The organism is Sulfitobacter sp. S223 (assembly GCF_025143825.1).
Lineage (GTDB): Bacteria > Pseudomonadota > Alphaproteobacteria > Rhodobacterales > Rhodobacteraceae > Sulfitobacter.
This window is the reverse complement of record NZ_CP083560.1, coordinates 3,024,728-3,043,138: the sequence shown is the minus strand read 5'-3', so window position 1 is coordinate 3,043,138 and position 18,411 is coordinate 3,024,728. Positions and strand designations below refer to the sequence as shown.

14 protein-coding genes and 1 pseudogene are annotated in these 18,411 nt (G+C 56.9%); 6 read left to right on the top strand and 9 right to left on the bottom strand.

The genetic code is table 11. From position 1 onward, the window contains the following. Positions 1 to 51 precede the first annotated feature (51 nt). Entirely contained in the window at positions 52 to 1,119 is a 1,068-nt protein-coding gene (locus K3757_RS14555; RefSeq protein ID WP_259996547.1) for an alpha-hydroxy acid oxidase, read from the top strand. Here K3757_RS14555 and K3757_RS14550 read toward each other — a convergent pair. From K3757_RS14550 to K3757_RS14530, 5 genes are read right to left on the bottom strand one after another with little or no spacing between them, the layout of a single operon-like run. After that, a complete protein-coding gene (locus K3757_RS14550; protein ID WP_259996545.1) occupies positions 1,112 to 1,927 on the bottom strand; it encodes an energy transducer TonB in 816 nt (271 codons plus the stop codon). The genes K3757_RS14555 and K3757_RS14550 overlap by 8 nt on opposite strands. Next, entirely contained in the window at positions 1,924 to 2,385 is a 462-nt protein-coding gene (exbD, locus tag K3757_RS14545; RefSeq protein ID WP_259996543.1) for a TonB system transport protein ExbD, read from the bottom strand. The genes K3757_RS14550 and exbD overlap by 4 nt, the downstream gene beginning before the upstream one ends. A 3-nt stretch (positions 2,386 to 2,388) precedes the next feature. Continuing rightward, positions 2,389 to 3,237, bottom strand: coding sequence for a tonB-system energizer ExbB (gene exbB / locus K3757_RS14540; RefSeq protein WP_259996541.1), 849 nt, complete (start codon positions 3,235 to 3,237; stop codon positions 2,389 to 2,391). Position 3,238: 1 nt separating this feature from the next. Next, positions 3,239 to 3,922 (bottom strand): Fe2+-dependent dioxygenase, encoded by a 684-nt coding sequence (locus K3757_RS14535; protein ID WP_259996539.1) that lies wholly within the window; start codon positions 3,920 to 3,922, stop codon positions 3,239 to 3,241. Positions 3,923 to 3,975: 53 nt separating this feature from the next. Beyond that, a complete protein-coding gene (locus K3757_RS14530; protein WP_259996537.1) occupies positions 3,976 to 6,417 on the bottom strand; it encodes a TonB-dependent siderophore receptor in 2,442 nt (813 codons plus the stop codon). Between the two features lie 349 nt (positions 6,418 to 6,766). Between K3757_RS14530 and K3757_RS14525 the strand changes: the two genes are divergently transcribed. Together K3757_RS14525 and K3757_RS14520 are read left to right on the top strand one after the other, a co-directional pair. Further along, on the top strand, positions 6,767 to 7,474 hold the full coding sequence (locus tag K3757_RS14525; RefSeq protein WP_259996535.1) for an SDR family oxidoreductase: 708 nt from the start codon (positions 6,767 to 6,769) through the stop codon (positions 7,472 to 7,474). 58 nt (positions 7,475 to 7,532) lie between these two features. Then, positions 7,533 to 9,068 carry an AMP-binding protein gene (locus K3757_RS14520; RefSeq protein ID WP_259996533.1) on the top strand — a complete coding sequence of 512 codons (1,536 nt, stop codon included), beginning with the start codon at positions 7,533 to 7,535 and terminating at the stop codon, positions 9,066 to 9,068. Between the two features lie 131 nt (positions 9,069 to 9,199). Here the strand turns inward: K3757_RS14520 and K3757_RS14515 are convergent, their stop codons facing one another. After that, positions 9,200 to 10,105, bottom strand: coding sequence for a 2-dehydro-3-deoxygalactonokinase (locus K3757_RS14515; protein ID WP_259996531.1), 906 nt, complete (start codon positions 10,103 to 10,105; stop codon positions 9,200 to 9,202). Positions 10,106 to 10,109: 4 nt separating this feature from the next. Beyond that, a pseudogene (locus K3757_RS14510) lies at positions 10,110 to 10,618 on the bottom strand (SDR family oxidoreductase). A 128-nt stretch (positions 10,619 to 10,746) separates the two neighbouring features. Here K3757_RS14510 and K3757_RS14505 point away from each other — a divergent pair. Continuing rightward, the gene (locus K3757_RS14505; protein ID WP_259996529.1) at positions 10,747 to 10,965 is read left to right on the top strand and encodes a hypothetical protein; all 219 of its coding nucleotides are present in this window, start codon (positions 10,747 to 10,749) and stop codon (positions 10,963 to 10,965) included. Positions 10,966 to 10,998: 33 nt separating this feature from the next. Here the strand turns inward: K3757_RS14505 and cueR are convergent, their stop codons facing one another. Together cueR and K3757_RS14495 are read right to left on the bottom strand one after the other, a co-directional pair. Continuing rightward, positions 10,999 to 11,385: a Cu(I)-responsive transcriptional regulator gene (gene cueR / locus K3757_RS14500; protein ID WP_259996528.1), complete on the bottom strand. Its 387-nt coding sequence runs from the start codon at positions 11,383 to 11,385 to the stop codon at positions 10,999 to 11,001. Positions 11,386 to 11,394: 9 nt separating this feature from the next. Further along, positions 11,395 to 13,893 carry a heavy metal translocating P-type ATPase gene (locus K3757_RS14495; protein ID WP_259996527.1) on the bottom strand — a complete coding sequence of 833 codons (2,499 nt, stop codon included), beginning with the start codon at positions 13,891 to 13,893 and terminating at the stop codon, positions 11,395 to 11,397. A 228-nt stretch (positions 13,894 to 14,121) separates the two neighbouring features. Between K3757_RS14495 and K3757_RS14490 the strand changes: the two genes are divergently transcribed. Further along, on the top strand, positions 14,122 to 16,443 hold the full coding sequence (locus K3757_RS14490; RefSeq protein WP_259996526.1) for a Tex family protein: 2,322 nt from the start codon (positions 14,122 to 14,124) through the stop codon (positions 16,441 to 16,443). Between the two features lie 157 nt (positions 16,444 to 16,600). Then, on the top strand, positions 16,601 to 18,409 hold the full coding sequence (gene edd / locus K3757_RS14485) for a phosphogluconate dehydratase (RefSeq protein WP_259996525.1): 1,809 nt from the start codon (positions 16,601 to 16,603) through the stop codon (positions 18,407 to 18,409). Positions 18,410 to 18,411: the final 2 nt, after the last annotated feature.

The window sequence follows — 18,411 nt, the reverse complement described above, 5'->3', positions numbered from 1 at the left end:
CGGTAATATGCGGCCTTGTGGTCCGAGCTTTTTTCAATAATTACAGCATTCATGCTGACCACCCTTATCGATTTTGAAACCGCCGCGTCAAAGCAATTGCCTGACGACATACGCGCCTATCTGAACGGCGGTGCAGAGGCTGAACGCAGCGTTGCAGAAAACCGCGCAGCGTTTGGACGGATCGGACTTTTGCCAAAGTTGTTGGCGGATTGCGGTCATGGTCATACCCGCACCACCATACTTGGCGTCGAGGCCGCGCATCCCGTCATGGTCGCACCGATGGCGTTTCAGCGCCTGTTTGACCCTCAGGGAGAGACCGCAACAGCCATGGCTGCTGCCGCGCAGGAAGCTGTGATGGTGCTAAGTTGTCAAACCAGTGTTTTGCCCGAAGACATTGCGGACATTCCCGGACGTCGCTGGATCCAATTGTACATGCAGGCAGATCATGATGCGACGATGTCGCTGGTGACGCGGGCCGCTTCTTGTGGCGCTTCTGCGCTGGTTGTAACGCTGGATGCCCCCATTAACGGGCTACGCGACCGTGAAGTCGCCGCAGGCTTTGCGGTGGATGGGGATGTCCGGCCTGTGATGCTGGATGCTTTGCCGCACCCCCCTAGACCACAGCTCGAAGCCGGCCAAAGCGTTGTCTTTGATGGCATGATGGTCTTCGCGCCAAAGTGGCCTGATCTTGAGCGTTTGATCGCGGACAGCCCGTTGCCTGTCATCGTCAAAGGATGCTTGCGTGCGCAAGATGCCGTCCGGCTAATGGGCATCGGCGTCGCAGGTATTATCGTTTCGAACCACGGCGGACGGGTGTTGGATACAACACCGGCACCCATCACGCGGCTGGCAGATATTGTCAAAGCGGCAGAAGGGGCGGTGCCGGTCTTTGTGGACGGCGGAATCCGGCGGGGAAGCGATGTATTCAAGGCGCTGGCGCTGGGTGCCGAAGCGGTTTTGGTCGGGCGTCCGATCATGCATGGCTTGGCCGTGGATGGTGCCCGCGGGGCAAGTCAGGTGCTTCGCCGGTTGCGCGACGAACTTGCGGTAACGATGGCCCTGTGCGGTTGTGCAACCGTCGCAGATATTACCTCAGACTTGCTGACCGAGTTTACCTGAAACGGTAACTAATCGGAATGGCAAGATCAAACGTGCCCGCGCCTAATGCTGCGGGCGGCCGAGGCAGTTTTTCCAGCCTGTCAAAAATGCCAAGGGCCGCTTTGTCCAGCACTGGCCAGCCTGACGTTTCAGACACGCGCCGCGCTTTGATTGCGCCATATTGATCTAGGGTGAAGGCAACTGTCACCGTCCCTTCAGCCCGCGCTTCACGAGCGCGGCGGGGATAGTCTTTGGCCGCATTGAGCGCCAGCACCAGCGACTTTTGCCAGTCCGTTATGTCCGCGCGCTCTGCATCCGTGAGGCCCTGTTCTTTCGCGGCGCTCTGATCCTGCTCGTCGTTTCCTGCGCTGGCTTGCGGTGCCGCTGCGGTGCTTTGGGGGGCATTTTCAGTGGCTGTTTCTTCCTGAATTTCGGTGGGAACTTCGGTGGCTTCTTTGTCCAAATCCTCTGCTTGATCAGGGTTGGCGATCTTAAAGCGTAATTCAGGATCATCGGGCGTTTGCGGGGTCTGTGCCAGTAGCGGATCATTTGAGGCTTTCGCCTCTTCCCGCTCTGCCGGACTTTCCAAAGTGGCCTGACTGTCTTCGGCAGGTGTGCCATCAGGTAGGGCTGTTTCGGGGGCAGCCATGATCATTTCTATTTCGGCGAGATCAATCAACTCACGGCCCTGAATTCCCGCTTCTACGGGTGGCTCTGTCGCCTCAGCTTGGGTCAGCCACGCTGCGACAAGGGCCCCGTGCAGTCCGATGCTAAGCCCAGCGCCAAGCAGCAGGCCGACGCCCGACTTTCGATGATAGGCGAAACTCATTCCGGCTTGTCCTCTGATGGTGCCGCGGGACTTGTCTGGCCGCTTTCATCCTCAAGACCGACGAGCCCGATTTTTAGATAGCCTTCGCCGCGCATCCTGTTCATCACGGCCATGACTTCTCCGTACGGCACGGAGCGGTCTGCGTTGATGTAGATGCGTGTGTCCAGCTTCAACTGTGTTGCGATGCCAAGGCGCATGTTCAAATCACCCAGCGAAATCGCCTCTTCGCCGACGCTCAGGCTTAGGTCCTGATGGATAGTGACGAAAACCGGATCATCGGGCCGCTGCGTCGGGGTGCCGGTGGCCACGGGCAATTCGACGTTCACGTCGACAGTCGACAAGGGTGCTGCCACCATGAAGATGATCAAAAGCACCAGCATCACGTCGATAAAAGGCGTGATGTTGATGTCCGCGTTCGGGGCAAGATCATCGCCCGCGTCTGATAGTCGAACGGCCATGGCTTACTCGGCCGCCAGTTTGGTCAACTGCGCCGCCTTTGGCGATGCTTCGACAATCCGGTCAAGATCGCGGGACAGGCACCGTTCAACCAATGCTGCGGCATCCCCGATGCGCGCGCGGTAACCAGACACAAGCCTTGTGATGTGATTGTACAGCAGCACCGCAGGAATAGCAGCGACAAGGCCGATCGCTGTCGCCAGCAATGCCTCGGCAATACCTGGGGCGACAACAGAAAGGTTGGTTGAGCCGCTTTCCGCGATCCCGATAAAACTGTTCATAATGCCCCAAACCGTTCCGAACAGACCAATAAAGGGCGCTGTTGATCCAATTGAGCCAAGCACCATCGCACCGGATTGCATGCCCCTCGCGGCACCTGTTTCGATGCGCGATAGTTCGGATGTGACGCGTTCTTTGATGCCGTCTTTGTTCAGGCCGACGGATCTATCGAGTTCGGCCTCGGCCGCCTTCACCATAACCCGCATGGGACCGGAATAGTCTGCCGCCCTCGTATTCTGTACGGTGCCCGCCTTCGCCAAACGTCTGTAGGAACGTCGAAGGAGTGCGTTGGCCCAGTTGACTTGCAGCAGTTTTCCGACCCACACGGCCCACCCCAGTACCGAAGCCAGCGCAAGACCGGCCATAACCAGTTTAACAACGATGTCAGCGGCCATGAACATGGCCATCGGCGTATGCCCACCGCTTTGCGCGGCGGTCATCATCGGCTCTGCCATCGCGGGACCAACCCATCTATCTGCAAGTTCGATAATCCTGATATTGACAGAGGCCGTGTCAGCGGCGGCAATGTTCGGTGCTGTGATCAGTACCACAGCAAGGAGGAGGTAGTGTTTCATTTCAAGTCTCCGCCCATTGCCGGACAAGGTTGTGGTAAATGCCGGTTAGCCGGACTGCTGTCGGATCATTCAGGCCTGCACTTGAAGACAGGTCCTGTATCGACTGATCGAGATCAAAGAGGATCTCGCGCTGGGCTGCATCGCGGATCATCGACTGGACCCAGAAGAATGACGCAGTGCGGGTGCCTTTGGTAACCGGCGTCACCTGATGAAGAGAGGTGGACGGGTACAAGACGCAATGTCCGGCAGGCAATTTCACCGATTGCGTGCCGTAGTTGTCTTCAATCACCAGTTCTCCGCCATCGTATTCTGCGGGGTCATTCAGGAACAATGTACAGGACAAATCGGTCCGCAGACGTTGGCCGGTTTGCGGATTAACACGGATTGCGTTGTCCACATGCACGCCGAAGGTTTCAGCCTGCGCATAGCGGTTGAACATCGGGGGCAGAACATGCAGCGGCAGCGCGGCGGACACCCACAGGGGATGCGCAGTCAAACGCTGTAAAATCAGTGACTGCAGTTCTGGCAAGACCGGACTGTCCAATGGAATCTGCTGGTTGCGTTTTGTTTGCGCTGATTGTGGGCCGGCGGTGTTACGCCCGTCATCCCAAACGGCAGTGTCCAGCACATGCGTTATGCTGGACACCTCTTCGGGCGATAAGATGTCTTCGACACAGACCAACATGTCTTGTCCTTTCAAATGGGGGCGGTGGGCAGCAGTTGCCGCCCACCGGAATGTTAGAATTTCATGCTGACAGAAATTGAGGCAGACCGCCCCGGGGCAACGTAGACGAAGGGCGTGCCTGATCGGTACAGCGCATCGTAGTAAGTTTCATCCAGCACGTTATCGACACGGAAGTTGACGGATGTGTCATCGTTGATGTGGTAATCTGCCATCAAATCAAAGCGCCAATAGCCGGGCAGCTTGTTGCCATTGGTTGCAGCGAATGTGCCACCCTGAACGCTGCCGCGCCATGTTGCCTGTCCACCAAAGCTCCACTTTTCGTTATGGTCATAGCGGGCAAGCAGATTGAACTGCTCATGTGCGATGTTCGCGAATTCCTTGCCGATATTGTCGGCGTTACTGCTGCGCAGAACTTTGCTGTCCATCCATGTGAGACCACCGAAAACACTGAACTTTTCAGTGATCTTGCCACCAAAGCCCAGTTCGATCCCGCGCACACGATATTCACCTGTGTCCGTCGTCACGACCGGCGCTCCGCGTCCGCCTGTGCTTTCGCGGGCGTGGTTCTTTTGGGTTTGGAAGACTGCGGCTGTAGCGGCCAGGCTGCCGAACTGCCATTTCGTACCAAGCTCGATTGCGACGTTTTCTTCGGGTGAAAGAATGGCATTTGCGGTGTCCAGTCCGTTATAGCTGCCGCCGCCTGCATCCAGTTCATCACCTACCGGATTGCTTGAGGTGGCATAGGACAAATAGACGGAGCCATTTTCCTGCGGTTTCCAGACAACACCTGCGTTCCAATTAAACATTACATCATCGCGGGTCAGCGTGGTGGCACCTTCTTCGGTGCTGGTGCGGCTGATGCTATAGTCATCCACCCGCGCGCCCAAGTTCAGCTCCCACTGCGGATTGAACGTGATTGTGTCATTCAGATACAGCGATCTGGTCGTCACATCGGTCAGGGTAGCGTTTGCACTACGCGTTGGTGTTACGGTGGAACAACCGCTTGTATCTGGCGCGTAGATCGAAATGGAACACCCAGAGAGCCTCTCTGTCGCCGTGCCTCCGCCTACTTCGGACGACAAACCGACATAGCCTTGCTGGCTGACTTCTTCACGGGACAGAGCGAAGCCAGCGATGAATTCATGGCGGGCAGATCCTGTATCAAAGCCGAATGAAAGCTCGCTGGTATTGGCGGCAACCTCGTTCACCTGATAGCGGCTCTTGGGCGATGCTGTCAGCGTCCAGTTGAGAGGGTCTGCGTCGCTGGTGTCGGGGCGCTCTGGCGCCGAAACGATGTAGTCATTCTCGGTTCTGCTGACCCGTGTCCGGTTGGTGAACGTCACACCGGGTGCTATTTCATATGTTGCACCTACCGTCGCAACGCTTTGCGTCGCATCCTGAAAATCGCGGCTTGTGTCACCGTAAAACGTTGATGGGTCGAGCGTTGGTCGGCCGGCGCCTGCTTCGGTAAAGGGGGTATTGTTGGTGCCATCCCACGGCACACCCCAATCGGGCATCTGTTTCATTTCGAGGCGGTAAGCTTCGATGTCGAAGGTCAGCCTGTCGGTGGCTTTGAATTCGGCCGCAAGCGACAGACCCAACCGGTCATCTTTGCTGCTATCCCGACCTGCAACGCCACTGTTTTGCGCAACGGAACCGATGCGGGTTTTGAACCGATCGTTCCAGACCTTGTTCCAGTCAATCTCCTGACGTGCGAGATCTGCCGTGCCGAATGTGGTGGTGCTTTTGACGTAATCGGTGTCTTGCGCCTTTTTCGTGACCAGGTTGACGGCACCGCCCGTGGTAGAGCGACCACCAATGGAACCCGATGGTCCTTTGGTGATTTCGACCTGTTCGGCCATGAAGGTTTCACGCACAGCGACACCGGAATCGCGCATGCCGTCAATGAAGACATCATTCGAAGAGCGGAAGCCGCGGATAAACAGCACGTCGCCAAACGCGTTACCGCCTTCACCAGTACCTAGCGTGATGCCGGGTGTCGTGCGCGCCAGTTCGCGTACAGAGGTTGCGTTCTTATCGCGCAAGACTTCTTGCGTCACGGCCGTTACCGTGCGGGGTGTATCAACCAAAGGCTGCGTCAAAAGAGAGTTTCCAGAGCGAACCGCGTCATATCCTGCCTCAGGATTGGCGAAGGGGGAAAGCCCGTCCTGGCCTGCGATTGGACCGACAGGTGCTGCTTGGGCCGGTTCAGCAGGCGGTGCGGCAACAACCGGTGTTGGCGCGACGGGGGCAGGTGCCCTTCGAACAGGTGACTCTTTGCGCGCTGGCTTTTTAGGGGTGGGTTTGGGCTTGACTGGTGCGGCGGCCGGTTCCGAGGTTTCGACCTCAATACCGGGGAGCAGCAGGGGCTCGGTCGTGGTTTGTGCGTAAAGTGCGACAGGCGCCGACGTGCCAATGGCGGCCACTGTCATCAGGCCGAATCCGCTTCGGGTGTTTCGTGTGCGTAGTGATCTTGGTGCTTTCAATTGCGTCATATGTCCCTCATGAGCTTCCGTGTCGGAATTTTTCGGGGGCTATGCGCGTGGCGATTGGCTACCTTATTGCGGCGGGATTATTAATCCCTACTTAAATTGTCAAGTATTGAATGGTGCGTGAACTACCCTCACTGATTAATTGGGTGTTCTTTAAGATGCTGCCCTGTTTGTTGAGGTTGAGGGGGGGAGGTGCAATTTCCGAGCCGTATGTCTAGCTCCTTAGCACCCCTTGGTCGCGGTGAGTGCCTGATAGAACAGGCGAAAGAGCCACTGATTCAGGGCGTGGCAGTGGAAAGGTTCCCTCTTACAAAGCATTGCACTAGGGCTAGGGAAAATACAGGAGCTCACAATGGATCTGAAAAACAAACGCATTATCGTTACCGGTGGCAACGATGGTATCGGGCGGCATATTTGTCTCAAGCTGGCAGCAAGCGGTACGCGCATTGCTATTCTGGGCCGCAACGCCGAACGCCTGAGCGAAGTAAAGCAGGAATGTATCGCTGCGGGGGCGGCAGAGGTGATCAGCGTTCCGTGTGACATTCAAAATCCGGATGATATCACTTCGGCTGTCGCAACTGTGACCAGTACCTTCGGTGGCTTGGATATTTTGATCAACAACGCAGGTGTCTGGCACAAAACAGGTCCGCTCGACTCTATCGCGCCAGAGATATTACAGGCGACCGTGCAGACCAATTTGACAGGGTTGATGCAACTTACCCAAGCGGCGCTTCCAGCGCTGCGGGCCAATGATGAAAGCATCATTCTGAACGTTATTTCCAAATCCGGTGTGGTCGCGCAAGCGGGGCAGTCTGTCTATACAGCTACGAAATACGGGGTCCGCGGATTTACCGAAGTGCTGAAAGGTGATGAGGAAAACACCGGTGTGCGCGTCGGCGGTGTCTATCAGTCCGGTACCAACACAAAGATGTTCGAAAAGGCTGGCGAGGACGTCCCAAACCACATTTTCACCGAACCTGATGATCTTGCGGATGTGGTCGTATTTGTTCTGTCGCGCCCCCCCAAGCTGTGGATACACGACATCCGTATCGAGCTTTAGGCTATTTCAATTCGCCTGACATGGCTGCACTGTGTCTGCATAATTCAGGAGGTAAAAGATGCCAGACGCAGTGATTGCCGACTTCGATCAAGAAATCCCGCGCGAACAATTCAACGTGCGTTCTGCGCGTGGCGCCAGTGCTTTGACAGCGCTGGGCGCTGGCGTAGACGTGCCTGTGGCAGTGATCATGCGGAACGATGTCACGCAGCTTGAAATCATGCGCGCGGCCGCTTTGGCGGGAACGGTCATCGTCGCATTGAACTGGCATGGTGCGGCGGATGAAGTGAATGCGATCTGCGAGGACAGCAATGCACAGTTTGTGATCATCCACCGCGATCTTATCGCTGGGCTGGAGCCCGCCTTAAAGGGGCGTACCGTTATCGGTGTTACGCCGGGGGCAGCCTTGCGCACCGCGTATGAAATCAGCGGAAGCGCTGCCACGACTGGCGCTAATTACCCTGAATGGCAGTCCTTGGTTGAGGCGCAGCAGCCATTGCAAGATCGTGAAATGATGCGCCCGTTGATGCGCTACACGTCGGGTTCAACAGGTGCCCCGAAGGGTGTGCGCCGCGTAGGTGCAGGGCCGCGCAAAGACTTTGAGCTTGTTTTGTCGCGCGTGGGGGCTGAAATGATGCAGCTCAAACCGGGGGCCCGATATTTTACGGCAGCGCCGATCTATCATTCCGCCCCCTCAACACTGACAAGCGCCGCATTGTTGTCAGATGGTGTCTCTACTTTCGTCGTTGCGAAGTTCGATCCCGAATCTTTTTTGGCTACCATACAGGCGCAGCGGATCACACATATCTACCTTGTCCCAACGATGATGAGCCGCCTTTTAAAGCTACCTGAGGAGGTAAAGGCGCGGTACGATCTGTCATCAATCGAATACTGCGTTTCCACCGGGTCACCATGGCCGCATGACCTGAAAGTGGCGATGATTGACTGGTGGGGGCCAGTATTCTGGGAAAGCTATGGCGCGACGGAAATCGGCTTCATGACGATGGTTTCCTCCGAAGAGGCACTGGCAAAGCCGGGAACGGCGGGCCGCATGCAGATGGGAGGCACCGTGCTGATCCTTGATCCGGAGGGAAACAAGCTTCCCGTTGGCGAGGTGGGTGAAATCCATGCGCGGATGGATGCCTTTGGCGGGTTCGATTATTCCAATGACCCCGAAAGCCGATTAGCCGCCGAGAAGCACGGGCATTTTTCCGTGGGTGATCTGGGGTGGCTTGATGAGGACGGGTTCTTGTTCATCACCGATCGCAAGAAAGACATGATCATTTCCGGTGGCGCCAACATCTTCCCAGCCGAAATCGAAGCGGTTCTGATGCAGGCACCTTTTATTCGCGATGTTGCGGTTTTTGGTGCGCCCTATCCTGAATTCGGAGAGCAGATCGTCGCTGCGGTTGAACCTGCTGAAGGATGGCTTCCTGACGTTGCCGAACTGATGGCATTTCTCGACGGTAAGTTGGCGCGGTTCAAGCAGCCTTGTATTGTGGACTTTCACGATGCATTGCCACGAGAAGACAGTGGCAAGATTTTCAAACCTAGACTTCGTGAACCCTATTGGGCGCAGGCCGGACGGAAAATCTAGAAACGCGCAGTCTGATCGCAGCCAGTCTCTGGACGGGCTTTTGCGTGTGTTAGGTAATCGCTGACGGGCGGGGCGGGCAAAATATGCGATCAGGCGAATTCAGGGTAGAATTACGATGATGTACCTACATATTACGGGTCTTGGTTCAGGGTTTCGTACGCTGTTTTTAGGCCGGCCAATACCATCTCATCTCCGCCGAATGCGCGGCTTGGCGTTCCTTGTTGCGCCAACGGGTCGCCATAGAGTTTGACTAGATCGGGTGCTCCGATCAACGCCAGATCTTGGCCGAGCCAGTAACCGCGGGCGCCGGCCAGCTCCATCCCGACCAAGTAACCCAATAGCCGCGCGCGCGCTTCGCCTTGGCCAAGGCCGTTAACCAGTCCGTCGGCTCTTATCCCGAACAATCTGCTGGCGACTTGTTGCGGTGATCCCATTGCATCCTCAACCGCGTCCTGAAACGCGGCGTCTGACCAGCTATCACTGTCAACGCTATGGCGCAGAACAGATTGTGTGCCAAGCAAAGAAAAAAGCTCTCCGGTCATGAAGGTGCGGAAACTGACGATCTCACCAGCGCTGATCTGAACCCATTTGGTATGTGTGCCGGGTAGGCAAAGGGTGCCAAAGAATTTAGGGTTCTGCGCAAGAAATCCAGCGATCTGGGTTTCTTCGCCACGCATGACATCCCCGGGCGATTTTTGCATCACACCGGGCAGAATGCGCACATCAAGGCGCGGGTCCTTGGCCTTCACCGCCAATGCGGTGCTGGCATCGGGCGGCGCACAGGGCGCTTGGGCAAAAGCCGCCTCTGCCCAGCCTTCCTGCGCGCCTACCATGCCGCAGCAAATCACCGATACTGTGCCAACGCCCAGATACGGGTCGACCAACGCCAGCAAGGTCGGCTCGAAAGCGTCCGGTACCAGCTTTTCCACACCCTGATCAGAGGATAGCTGCGCTATTTCGGTGTTGCCTGCACCAAATACCCAAACCCGCAGGTTCGACATACCCCAATTAACCGCGATCCATTCTGCTGTATTCATCAATCTACCCCGTTGCGGCCAAGCCGCCATCTATAGCCATCAATTGGCCAGTCATCATCCGGCTTGCTTGTGAGGCAAGGAACAGGGCGGCGTCAACGATATCGGAAGGAACCAAATGATCTTTCAAACACTGGCGGTCCAGATGTGACGCAAGCGCCTCTGGCGTTGCTCATTTATCGAGTTGCTTTTTCGTAAGCACCCAGACCGGTGCCAAGGCATTCACTATGTGGTGTGGCGTTGGTCATTGGCGGCATTGTTGACCGGCACCATGCGCCTCAGCGACCTGATGTATGGCTGTCATTAGCGCTGCACTGTCGGTGATATCATAGGGGATAAATGAGGGCCGCGATCCATGTCGTCACAAGACGCAGCCGAATCCGAACATCGAAGGAATGCGACTTTGGCACCTTACGCTAGAAAACCTTCGGTCAGTGCGGCGCTAATGCCCGAACCACCGCCCGCGATGAAAACACTTTCGCCGTTAACGTCGTGAAACGTTGCCGTCCGTGTCATCTGTGGCTCTCTCCGATACTGATGCCGGTGTCTTTTCCAAAGAGGAAATCCAAGAAATAAGGTGAAGACATCGACTAGAGCAGGTTGGCTGTCCGATGGGCCTATATCAAAATCAGGATAATAAATGCGTGGGTTTTGTCGGATATCCGTCAAAGAACAACCTGATTGACGTGGTTCAAATCCGCAAGATACGCATGGCCCCTTCGGATAACAGGGAGGTTGAAGCAATTATTGATTTGCCCGTCGATGAGGTTGAGGTCTGTGTCGGTTTGCAACCAGAACGACTGTCTCGGTTGATTTCGTCGAAAGAGCCGCATTTTTCGACGCTTTGCCCGACAAAAGCCTGAGATTACTCGGGGCGCTATTGCTTGGGGGCGATACTAGAGTTCTTCCAGTTTCTTCAAGATAGGGCAGTTGGGGCGTTGGTCTCCGGCACACTCTCTGACCAGATGGGATAGTGTATCTCGGATGTCTTCTAAATCCGTGATCTTTTGCTCGATCCGTGCAAGGTGCTCTGTCGCGATGGCGCGGACGTCTGCACTGGCGCGGTCCTGATCGTCCCACAGCGCCAATAGATTGCGGCAATCTTCAATAGTGAAACCCAACGCGCGCGATCTTCCCAGAAACGCCAGCTTGTGGACATCGGTATCGCGGAAGCTGCGGTAGCCGTTCGGGTCACGCTGCGGCAATACCAGACCGATGTCTTCGTAATAGCGGATGGTCTTGGCAGGCAGTCCGGTTTTCCCTGAAACTTCTCCGATGTTCATTGCGGCTTCCTATTCGGCTGGGGCGGGTGTTAGCGCGCGGGGGGCGCTTGGGCTGTGCCGACTTGGCGCTGCTACCCAGCGTAGGCGCAGCGCATTGGAGACAACAAACACGCTCGATAATGCCATGGCGCCTGCCGCCAGAGCGGGCGATAGCATCCAGCCGAACAGCGGATAGAACAGGCCAGCCGCGACGGGGATCAGCAACGCATTATACCCGAATGCCCAGAACAGGTTCTGGCGGATATTGCGCATTGTGCTTTGACTAAGATGCAGCGCCCGCGCGACGCCGCCCAGATCGCCTGACATCAGCACGACATCTGCAGCCTCGATGGCGATGTCTGTGCCGGTGCCGATCGCGATGCCCACATCTGCGTGCGCCAGGGCCGGTGCGTCATTGATCCCGTCACCGACAAAGGCAACCTTTCGGTCACCGGATTTCAACTGCGCGATCGCATCTACTTTGCCTTCAGGCAAGACTTCTGTCACGATAGCATCAATCCCGAGCTGTCTCGCGATAGCCTGCGCGGTGCCTTTGTTGTCGCCAGTGATCATCGCCACGTTCAACCCGAGTTGGTGCAGGGTTGCGATAGCATCTGCCGTGCCAGACTTGATCGGATCCGATACGGCAATGACGGCGGCCAACCGCCCGTCAATCGCGGCATAAAGCGGTGTCTTGCCCTTCTTGCCCAAATCCTCGCCGTTTGAATGTGCGGTATCTATCGCCACGCCTTCGCGGATCATCAAACGGTCCGCCCCGACAAGAACCTTGCGTCCCTCGACCACAGCGCTGACACCGTAGCCGGTCAGCGAGGCAAACTCCGTCCCTTGTGCAAGTGACTGCCCGTCATTTTGCGCAGCCCGCGCGATGGCGGTTGCGATGGGATGCTCTGACATAGCCTCAACCGAGCCGACCAACCGGAGGACCTCTGCGCGATCAAAACCCTTCGAAACGATGAAATCGGTCAGCTCTGGCCGCCCTTCGGTCAGCGTGCCGGTCTTGTCAAAAGCCACGGTCGTAACACCGCTCAAACCCTGCAAGGCATCTCCGCGCCGGAATAACACGCCCAATTCAGCCGCGCGGCCTGTGCCGACCATGATGGATGTAGGCGTGGCCAGACCCATTGCGCATGGACATGCGATGATCAAAACTGCCACGGCTGCCACCAGTGCACGGCCCAACGCCGGATCTGGTCCAAGCGCCAGCCATGCCGCAAAGGTCAAAACTGCGATAGCCATGACTGCGGGTACGAACCATAACGTAATTCTGTTCACAAGATCCTGAATCGGCAGCTTGGCACCCTGCGCGTCTTCTACCATGCGGATGATTTGGGCCAGTGTCGTATCATCCCCGACTTTGGTTGCGCGAAACACCAGCGCGCCGGTACCGTTGAGGGTACCACCTACCACCTCTGCGTCGGGGCCTTTTTCAACTGGGACAGGCTCTCCGGTGATCATGCTTTCATCGACATAAGACGTGCCACGCAGGACGATCCCGTCGACCGCAATCTTTTCACCGGGACGCAGGTGGATCACATCCCCCTGCATGATCTGATCCACCGGTGTTTCAACGGGTTGAGCATCACGTTCAACCAGCGCGGTTTTCGCGCGCAAGCCTATCAGTTTTGCAATCGCCTGACCCGTGCGCCCCTTTGCGCGGGCTTCCAGATAACGGCCCAAAAGGATCAGCGTGACAATCACGGCGGCCGCTTCAAAATAGACAACCCGTGTGCCGGCGGGCAGCAGGGATGGGGCAAACAACGCAACTGTCGAAAATGCCCAAGCCGCACCTGACCCCAACGCGACAAGCGAGTTCATGTCTGGCGCGCGTTTTAATAACGCGGGTATGCCTTTGAGATAAAACTGTCGACCTGGCCAAAGAAGAACAATGGTGGTGAGCACGAACTGGATGGTCCAACTGGTTGCCATGCCAAGCGTGTTCATCACCCAATGATGGATCGCGGGCACCGCATGGCTACCCATTTCCAGAATGAATACCGGCAGAGTGAGCACCGTTGCCAAAAGCATCATGTGCCATAGGTGGGCTGCCTCAGCGGCCTTGCGGTCTTCCGTGTTCGTTGCATCGGTCTGATCGGTGATCAGTGTTGCGCGGTACCCTGCCGAGGTTGCGGCAGCTGCGATGGTCGAAGACGTGGTTCCCAATGCCTTGACTGTGGCTTCTTCGCTGGCAAGATTGACCGAGGCCGAGATAACGCCCGGTACAGCCGTCAATGCGCGTTCGACCCTGCCGACGCAGGAGGCACAAGACATGTTTTCTACGGAGAAGCGGAAGGTGTCCGCCCGCGCTGGATAGCCGGCCTCTTTCAGTGCAGCCTCGATTGCTTGGGCGTGAAGGTCCTCGTTTCCACTAACGCGAACAGTCTCATTGGCAAGGTTCACTTGCGCATCTTGCACTCCTTGCACAGCCAGCAGCGATTTCTCTACCCGCCCTACACAGGATGCGCAGCTCATGTTGCTTACATGAAAGCTAAGGGAATCTTCGATGCTCATTTTGAGCCTCCATTGTCTTTTATGAAGCAAAGATAAGGGTTCCAGTAAGGGGAAGGTCAAGGGCGCAGAGATACATCGACGTCAAATTAGCCGCAACGAATGCCCGCTGCGCGACAGGCGGACACAAAGGGGGCTCCGAACTCTTTATGACGAAGCTGTTCGGCAGGGCTTGGCGACCTCAAAAAGGGGCGCTATCACGGTCCTCCGATCCCGCCTCAGGAGATAGCCATGACCCTTGCTACAGACCGTATTGCCCGAACCATAGCCGAAGACATCGGCGCGCGGGTGGAGCAGGTGAATGCCACGGTTTCCCTTCTTGATGGTGGGGATACAGTGCCATTTGTCGCGCGTTACCGCAAAGAAGCGACAGGAGGGCTTGATGATACCCAATTGCGCAAACTGGCAGAGCGGCTGGAATATCTGCGTGATCTGGAAAAACGACGTGCGAGTATTCTGGGTGAGATCACCTCGCAAGGTAAACTGACAGATGCGCTGGCGCGTTCAATCGCGGCCGCTGATACGAAATCCGTTCTCGAAGACCTATACCTGCCGTTCAAGCCAAAGCGTCGCACGAAAGCAATGATCGCCCGTGAAAATGGACTGGAAGCACTGTTGCGCGCCATTATGGAAAACCGCAACGCCGACCCTGTCACGCTGGCCGAAAGCTATCTTGGCGAAGCGGTGCCCACCACCAAAGAGGCGTTGAATGGCGCGCGCGATATTCTGGTAGAGGAACTGGGTGAAAACGCAGCACTGCTGGGTCGTCTGCGGGAATTCATGCAGCAAGAGGCACTGATTACCGCGCGTGTGACCGCTGGCAAAGAAGAGATTGGGGCGAAATTCTCGGACTATTTCGATCACAGTGAAAAGTGGTCCGCGATCCCGTCACATCGCGCTTTGGCGATTCTACGTGCGGCGAAAGAAGAGATCGTGACCGTGAACATCGCACCTGAACCAGAGGCCGGTTTGCCGCGCGTCCACGCCATCATCGGGTCCGAAATTGGTATCGCGGGGCAGGGCGCTGGCGATGTCTGGCTGCAGGGGGTCGCGGTTTGGGCGTGGAGCGTTAAACTCAGCCTTTCGATGTTCATGGATCTGATGACTGATCTTCGTCGACGCGCCCATGATGCGGCGATTGATGTCTTTGCGCGGAATTTGCGCGATTTGCTGTTGGCCGCACCTGCAGGGGCGCGGGCCACCTTGGGTCTAGATCCCGGCATCCGCACGGGATGCAAGATTGCCGTTGTGGATGAGACAGGAAAGCTGCTTGATACCGCGACGATATATCCGTTCCAGCCCAAGAATGATCTGCGCGGCGCCGAAGAAACTCTCAACCAGATGATCCACCGGCATGGCATTGCGCTGATCGCCATTGGCAACGGTACAGCCAGTCGTGAATCCGAGCGGTTGGTTGCAGATGTCATCAAGAGGCTACCCGCAGGCACGCAGCGTCCCACGCCTGTCATCGTCTCGGAAGCTGGCGCATCTGTCTATTCGGCGTCCGAGCTTGCCTCGCAGGAATTTCCTGACATTGACGTGTCCTTGCGCGGTGCAGTTTCGATTGCGCGACGTTTGCAGGATCCGTTGGCCGAACTGGTCAAGATCGAGCCGCAGGCGATTGGCGTGGGCCAGTATCAGCATGACGTGGACCAGCGCCGTCTTGCGCAGTCCCTTGCGGCTGTTGTCGAGGATGCAGTGAACGCGGTTGGCGTTGATCTGAACATGGCCTCGGCGCCGCTGTTGTCGCATATCGCGGGCCTTGGGCCATCGCTTGCACAGGCTGTAGTTTCGCACCGCGATATCAATGGCCCATTCGCGAGCCGCAAGGCGCTGCTCAAAGTGGCGGGTCTTGGCCCCAAAGCCTATGAGCAATGCGCGGGCTTTTTGCGGATCAATAACGGGACCGAACCCTTGGATGCCTCCTCGGTGCATCCCGAAGCTTATGGTGTGGCGCGGAAAATTGTGCAGGCTTGCGGTCGGGATATCCGCGCAATCATGGGGGATAGTAGCGCGTTGTCAGGTCTGCGTGCTGAGCAATTCGTTGATAAAAGCTTTGGCTTGCCGACAGTGCGCGATATTCTGGCAGAACTTGAAAAGCCAGGTCGGGACCCGCGCCCGACGTTCAAGACTGCTACATTCGCGGAAGGGATCGACAGCATCACCGACCTTAAACCGGGAATGTCGCTGGAAGGGACTGTCACCAATGTGGCGGCTTTCGGCGCATTCGTGGACGTTGGCGTGCATCAGGACGGGCTTGTCCATGTCAGCCAGTTAGCTGACCGGTTTGTCAAAGATCCGCATGAAGTTGTGAAGGCCGGCGATGTTGTGCGTGTCCGGGTTACCGAAGTTGATGTGCCGCGCAAGCGGATCGGGTTGAGCATGCGCAAGGATGGGGGCGCCGCTTCTTCTCCGCGAAGCGATGCGCCGCAGAAGCCCAAACAAACCCGAACGCCAAAATCCGCTAGCGCGAAACCAGCGCGGTCTGAAAGTCAGGGCGCTTTCGGATCAGCCTTGGCTGATGCGATGAAGCGCACGAAAGGCGGCGGCTGACGCAAACGTCTATCGAAATACGCGCAAACCTGATAAGATAGGCGGTGTTACATCCGCTCTATGATGCCGCATATTCATAGAGATTTTTTGGCTTTCATTTTTGATGAATTTGGATATGTTAGCGCTAACTTAATTTTGATCTCGGGAGAATATCATCGTGAGCCTGAATGCCGAATTGACCAAGATCACCGATCGTATCGTTGCCCGCAGCGCCCAAAGTCGCGAGGCCTATCTTGCGCGGATGCAGGCGGCGCGCCGTCAGGGGCCGTCGCGGAGCCATCTCTCATGTAGTGGACAGGCGCATGCTTTTGCCGCAGCCGGCCCCGATCAGGGAAAGCTTGCCTCGGGGCAGGGCGGTAATCTGGGGATTGTCACAGCCTATAATGACATGCTCTCCGCGCACCAGCCGTATGAGAAGTATCCCAAGTTGATCCGCGATGCGGTGCGGGCGAAGGGTGGCACTGCGCAGGTCGCAGGCGGCGTTCCGGCCATGTGCGATGGGGTGACCCAAGGCGAGGCTGGCATGGAGTTAAGCCTGTTCTCACGCGATGTGATTGCAATGGCGGCTGGCGTGGCGCTGAGCCACAATACTTTTGATGCGGCCGTGTTCCTTGGTGTCTGTGACAAGATCGTGCCGGGCCTTGTGATCGGCGCACAGGTTTTCGGCCACCTTCCTGCAGTGTTCATTCCCGCAGGCCCGATGACCAGTGGTTTGCAGAATGATGAAAAGGCAAAGGTTCGCCAGCAATTCGCGGCGGGTGAGGTTGGTCGCGATGCACTGATGGCGGCAGAAATGGCGGCCTACCACGGGCCAGGCACGTGCACATTCTACGGCACAGCCAACACCAACCAGATGCTGATGGAATTTATGGGCCTGCACCTGCCTGCCTCCAGCTTCATTAACCCGGGCGAGCAAATTCGCGATGCGCTGACGGTTGAGGCCGCGCACCGCGCCTTATCGATGGGTGATCTAGGTGAAAACTACACGCCCGTTTGTGACATTCTGACGGAAAAGGCCTTTGTAAACGGGATGGTCGGCCTGATGGCCACGGGCGGTTCCACAAATTTGCTGATCCACCTTATCGCGATGGCGCGGGCAGGCGGTATCATCCTCGATTGGCAGGATTTCTCGGACGTTTCAGACATCGTGCCGCTTTTGGCGCGGGTCTATCCAAATGGTCTGGCTGATGTGAATCATTTTCATGCAGCAGGCGGGCTTGGCTATATGATCGGGCAGCTGCTTGAGGCAGGGCTACTGCATCCTGACACCAAAACAGTCGCGGGCAATGGGCTGCATCACTACACACAAGAACCGTTCATGGACGGCAGCGCGCTTGCGTGGCGCGACGGCACTGCCGAGAGCCTCAATAAAGGAATTCTGCGCCCCACGTCCGAGCCTTTTGCCACATCAGGTGGGCTTAAGCGTCTTTCGGGCACCCTTGGCACCAGTGTGATCAAGATTTCTGCTGTTGACCCTGCGCACCACGTGATCGAAGCGCCTGTTCGGGTCTTTCATGATCAGGATGAGGTGAAAGCGGCGTTCAAAGCGGGCGAATTCACCGGTGACGTCATCGTTGTTGTGCGTTTTCAGGGGCCGAAGGCCAATGGGATGCCAGAGCTTCACAGCCTCACGCCGCTTTTAGGTATTTTGCAGGGGCGCGGTTACAAGGTCGCGCTGGTTACCGATGGCCGCATGTCCGGTGCATCAGGAAAAGTACCTGCTGCCATTCACGTAAGTCCCGAAGCGCTGGACGGTGGGCCGATTGCCTACCTGAACGACGGCGATATCTTGCGCTTGGATGCCGCTGCTGGCACGCTTGAAATCCTCACCGACGGCGTTCTGGACCGCGCGGCTGTGACTGCCGACATGAGCCACAATCACTACGGTACGGGGCGCGAACTTTTCGCACCGTTCCGCAATGCCGTCGGCACCGCAGATACCGGCGCCTCTGTTTTCGGGAACTGAAC

Coding starts and splice junctions, on each gene's coding strand:
- K3757_RS14555 (WP_259996547.1), top strand. CDS start 52: ATGCTGACCACCCTTATCGATTTTGAAACCGCCGCGTCAAAGCAATTG.
- K3757_RS14550 (WP_259996545.1), bottom strand. CDS start 1,927: ATGAGTTTCGCCTATCATCGAAAGTCGGGCGTCGGCCTGCTGCTTGGC.
- exbD (WP_259996543.1), bottom strand. CDS start 2,385: ATGGCCGTTCGACTATCAGACGCGGGCGATGATCTTGCCCCGAACGCG.
- exbB (WP_259996541.1), bottom strand. CDS start 3,237: ATGAAACACTACCTCCTCCTTGCTGTGGTACTGATCACAGCACCGAAC.
- K3757_RS14535 (WP_259996539.1), bottom strand. CDS start 3,922: ATGTTGGTCTGTGTCGAAGACATCTTATCGCCCGAAGAGGTGTCCAGC.
- K3757_RS14530 (WP_259996537.1), bottom strand. CDS start 6,417: ATGACGCAATTGAAAGCACCAAGATCACTACGCACACGAAACACCCGA.
- K3757_RS14525 (WP_259996535.1), top strand. CDS start 6,767: ATGGATCTGAAAAACAAACGCATTATCGTTACCGGTGGCAACGATGGT.
- K3757_RS14520 (WP_259996533.1), top strand. CDS start 7,533: ATGCCAGACGCAGTGATTGCCGACTTCGATCAAGAAATCCCGCGCGAA.
- K3757_RS14515 (WP_259996531.1), bottom strand. CDS start 10,105: ATGAATACAGCAGAATGGATCGCGGTTAATTGGGGTATGTCGAACCTG.
- cueR (WP_259996528.1), bottom strand. CDS start 11,385: ATGAACATCGGAGAAGTTTCAGGGAAAACCGGACTGCCTGCCAAGACC.
- K3757_RS14495 (WP_259996527.1), bottom strand. CDS start 13,893: ATGAGCATCGAAGATTCCCTTAGCTTTCATGTAAGCAACATGAGCTGC.
- K3757_RS14490 (WP_259996526.1), top strand. CDS start 14,122: ATGACCCTTGCTACAGACCGTATTGCCCGAACCATAGCCGAAGACATC.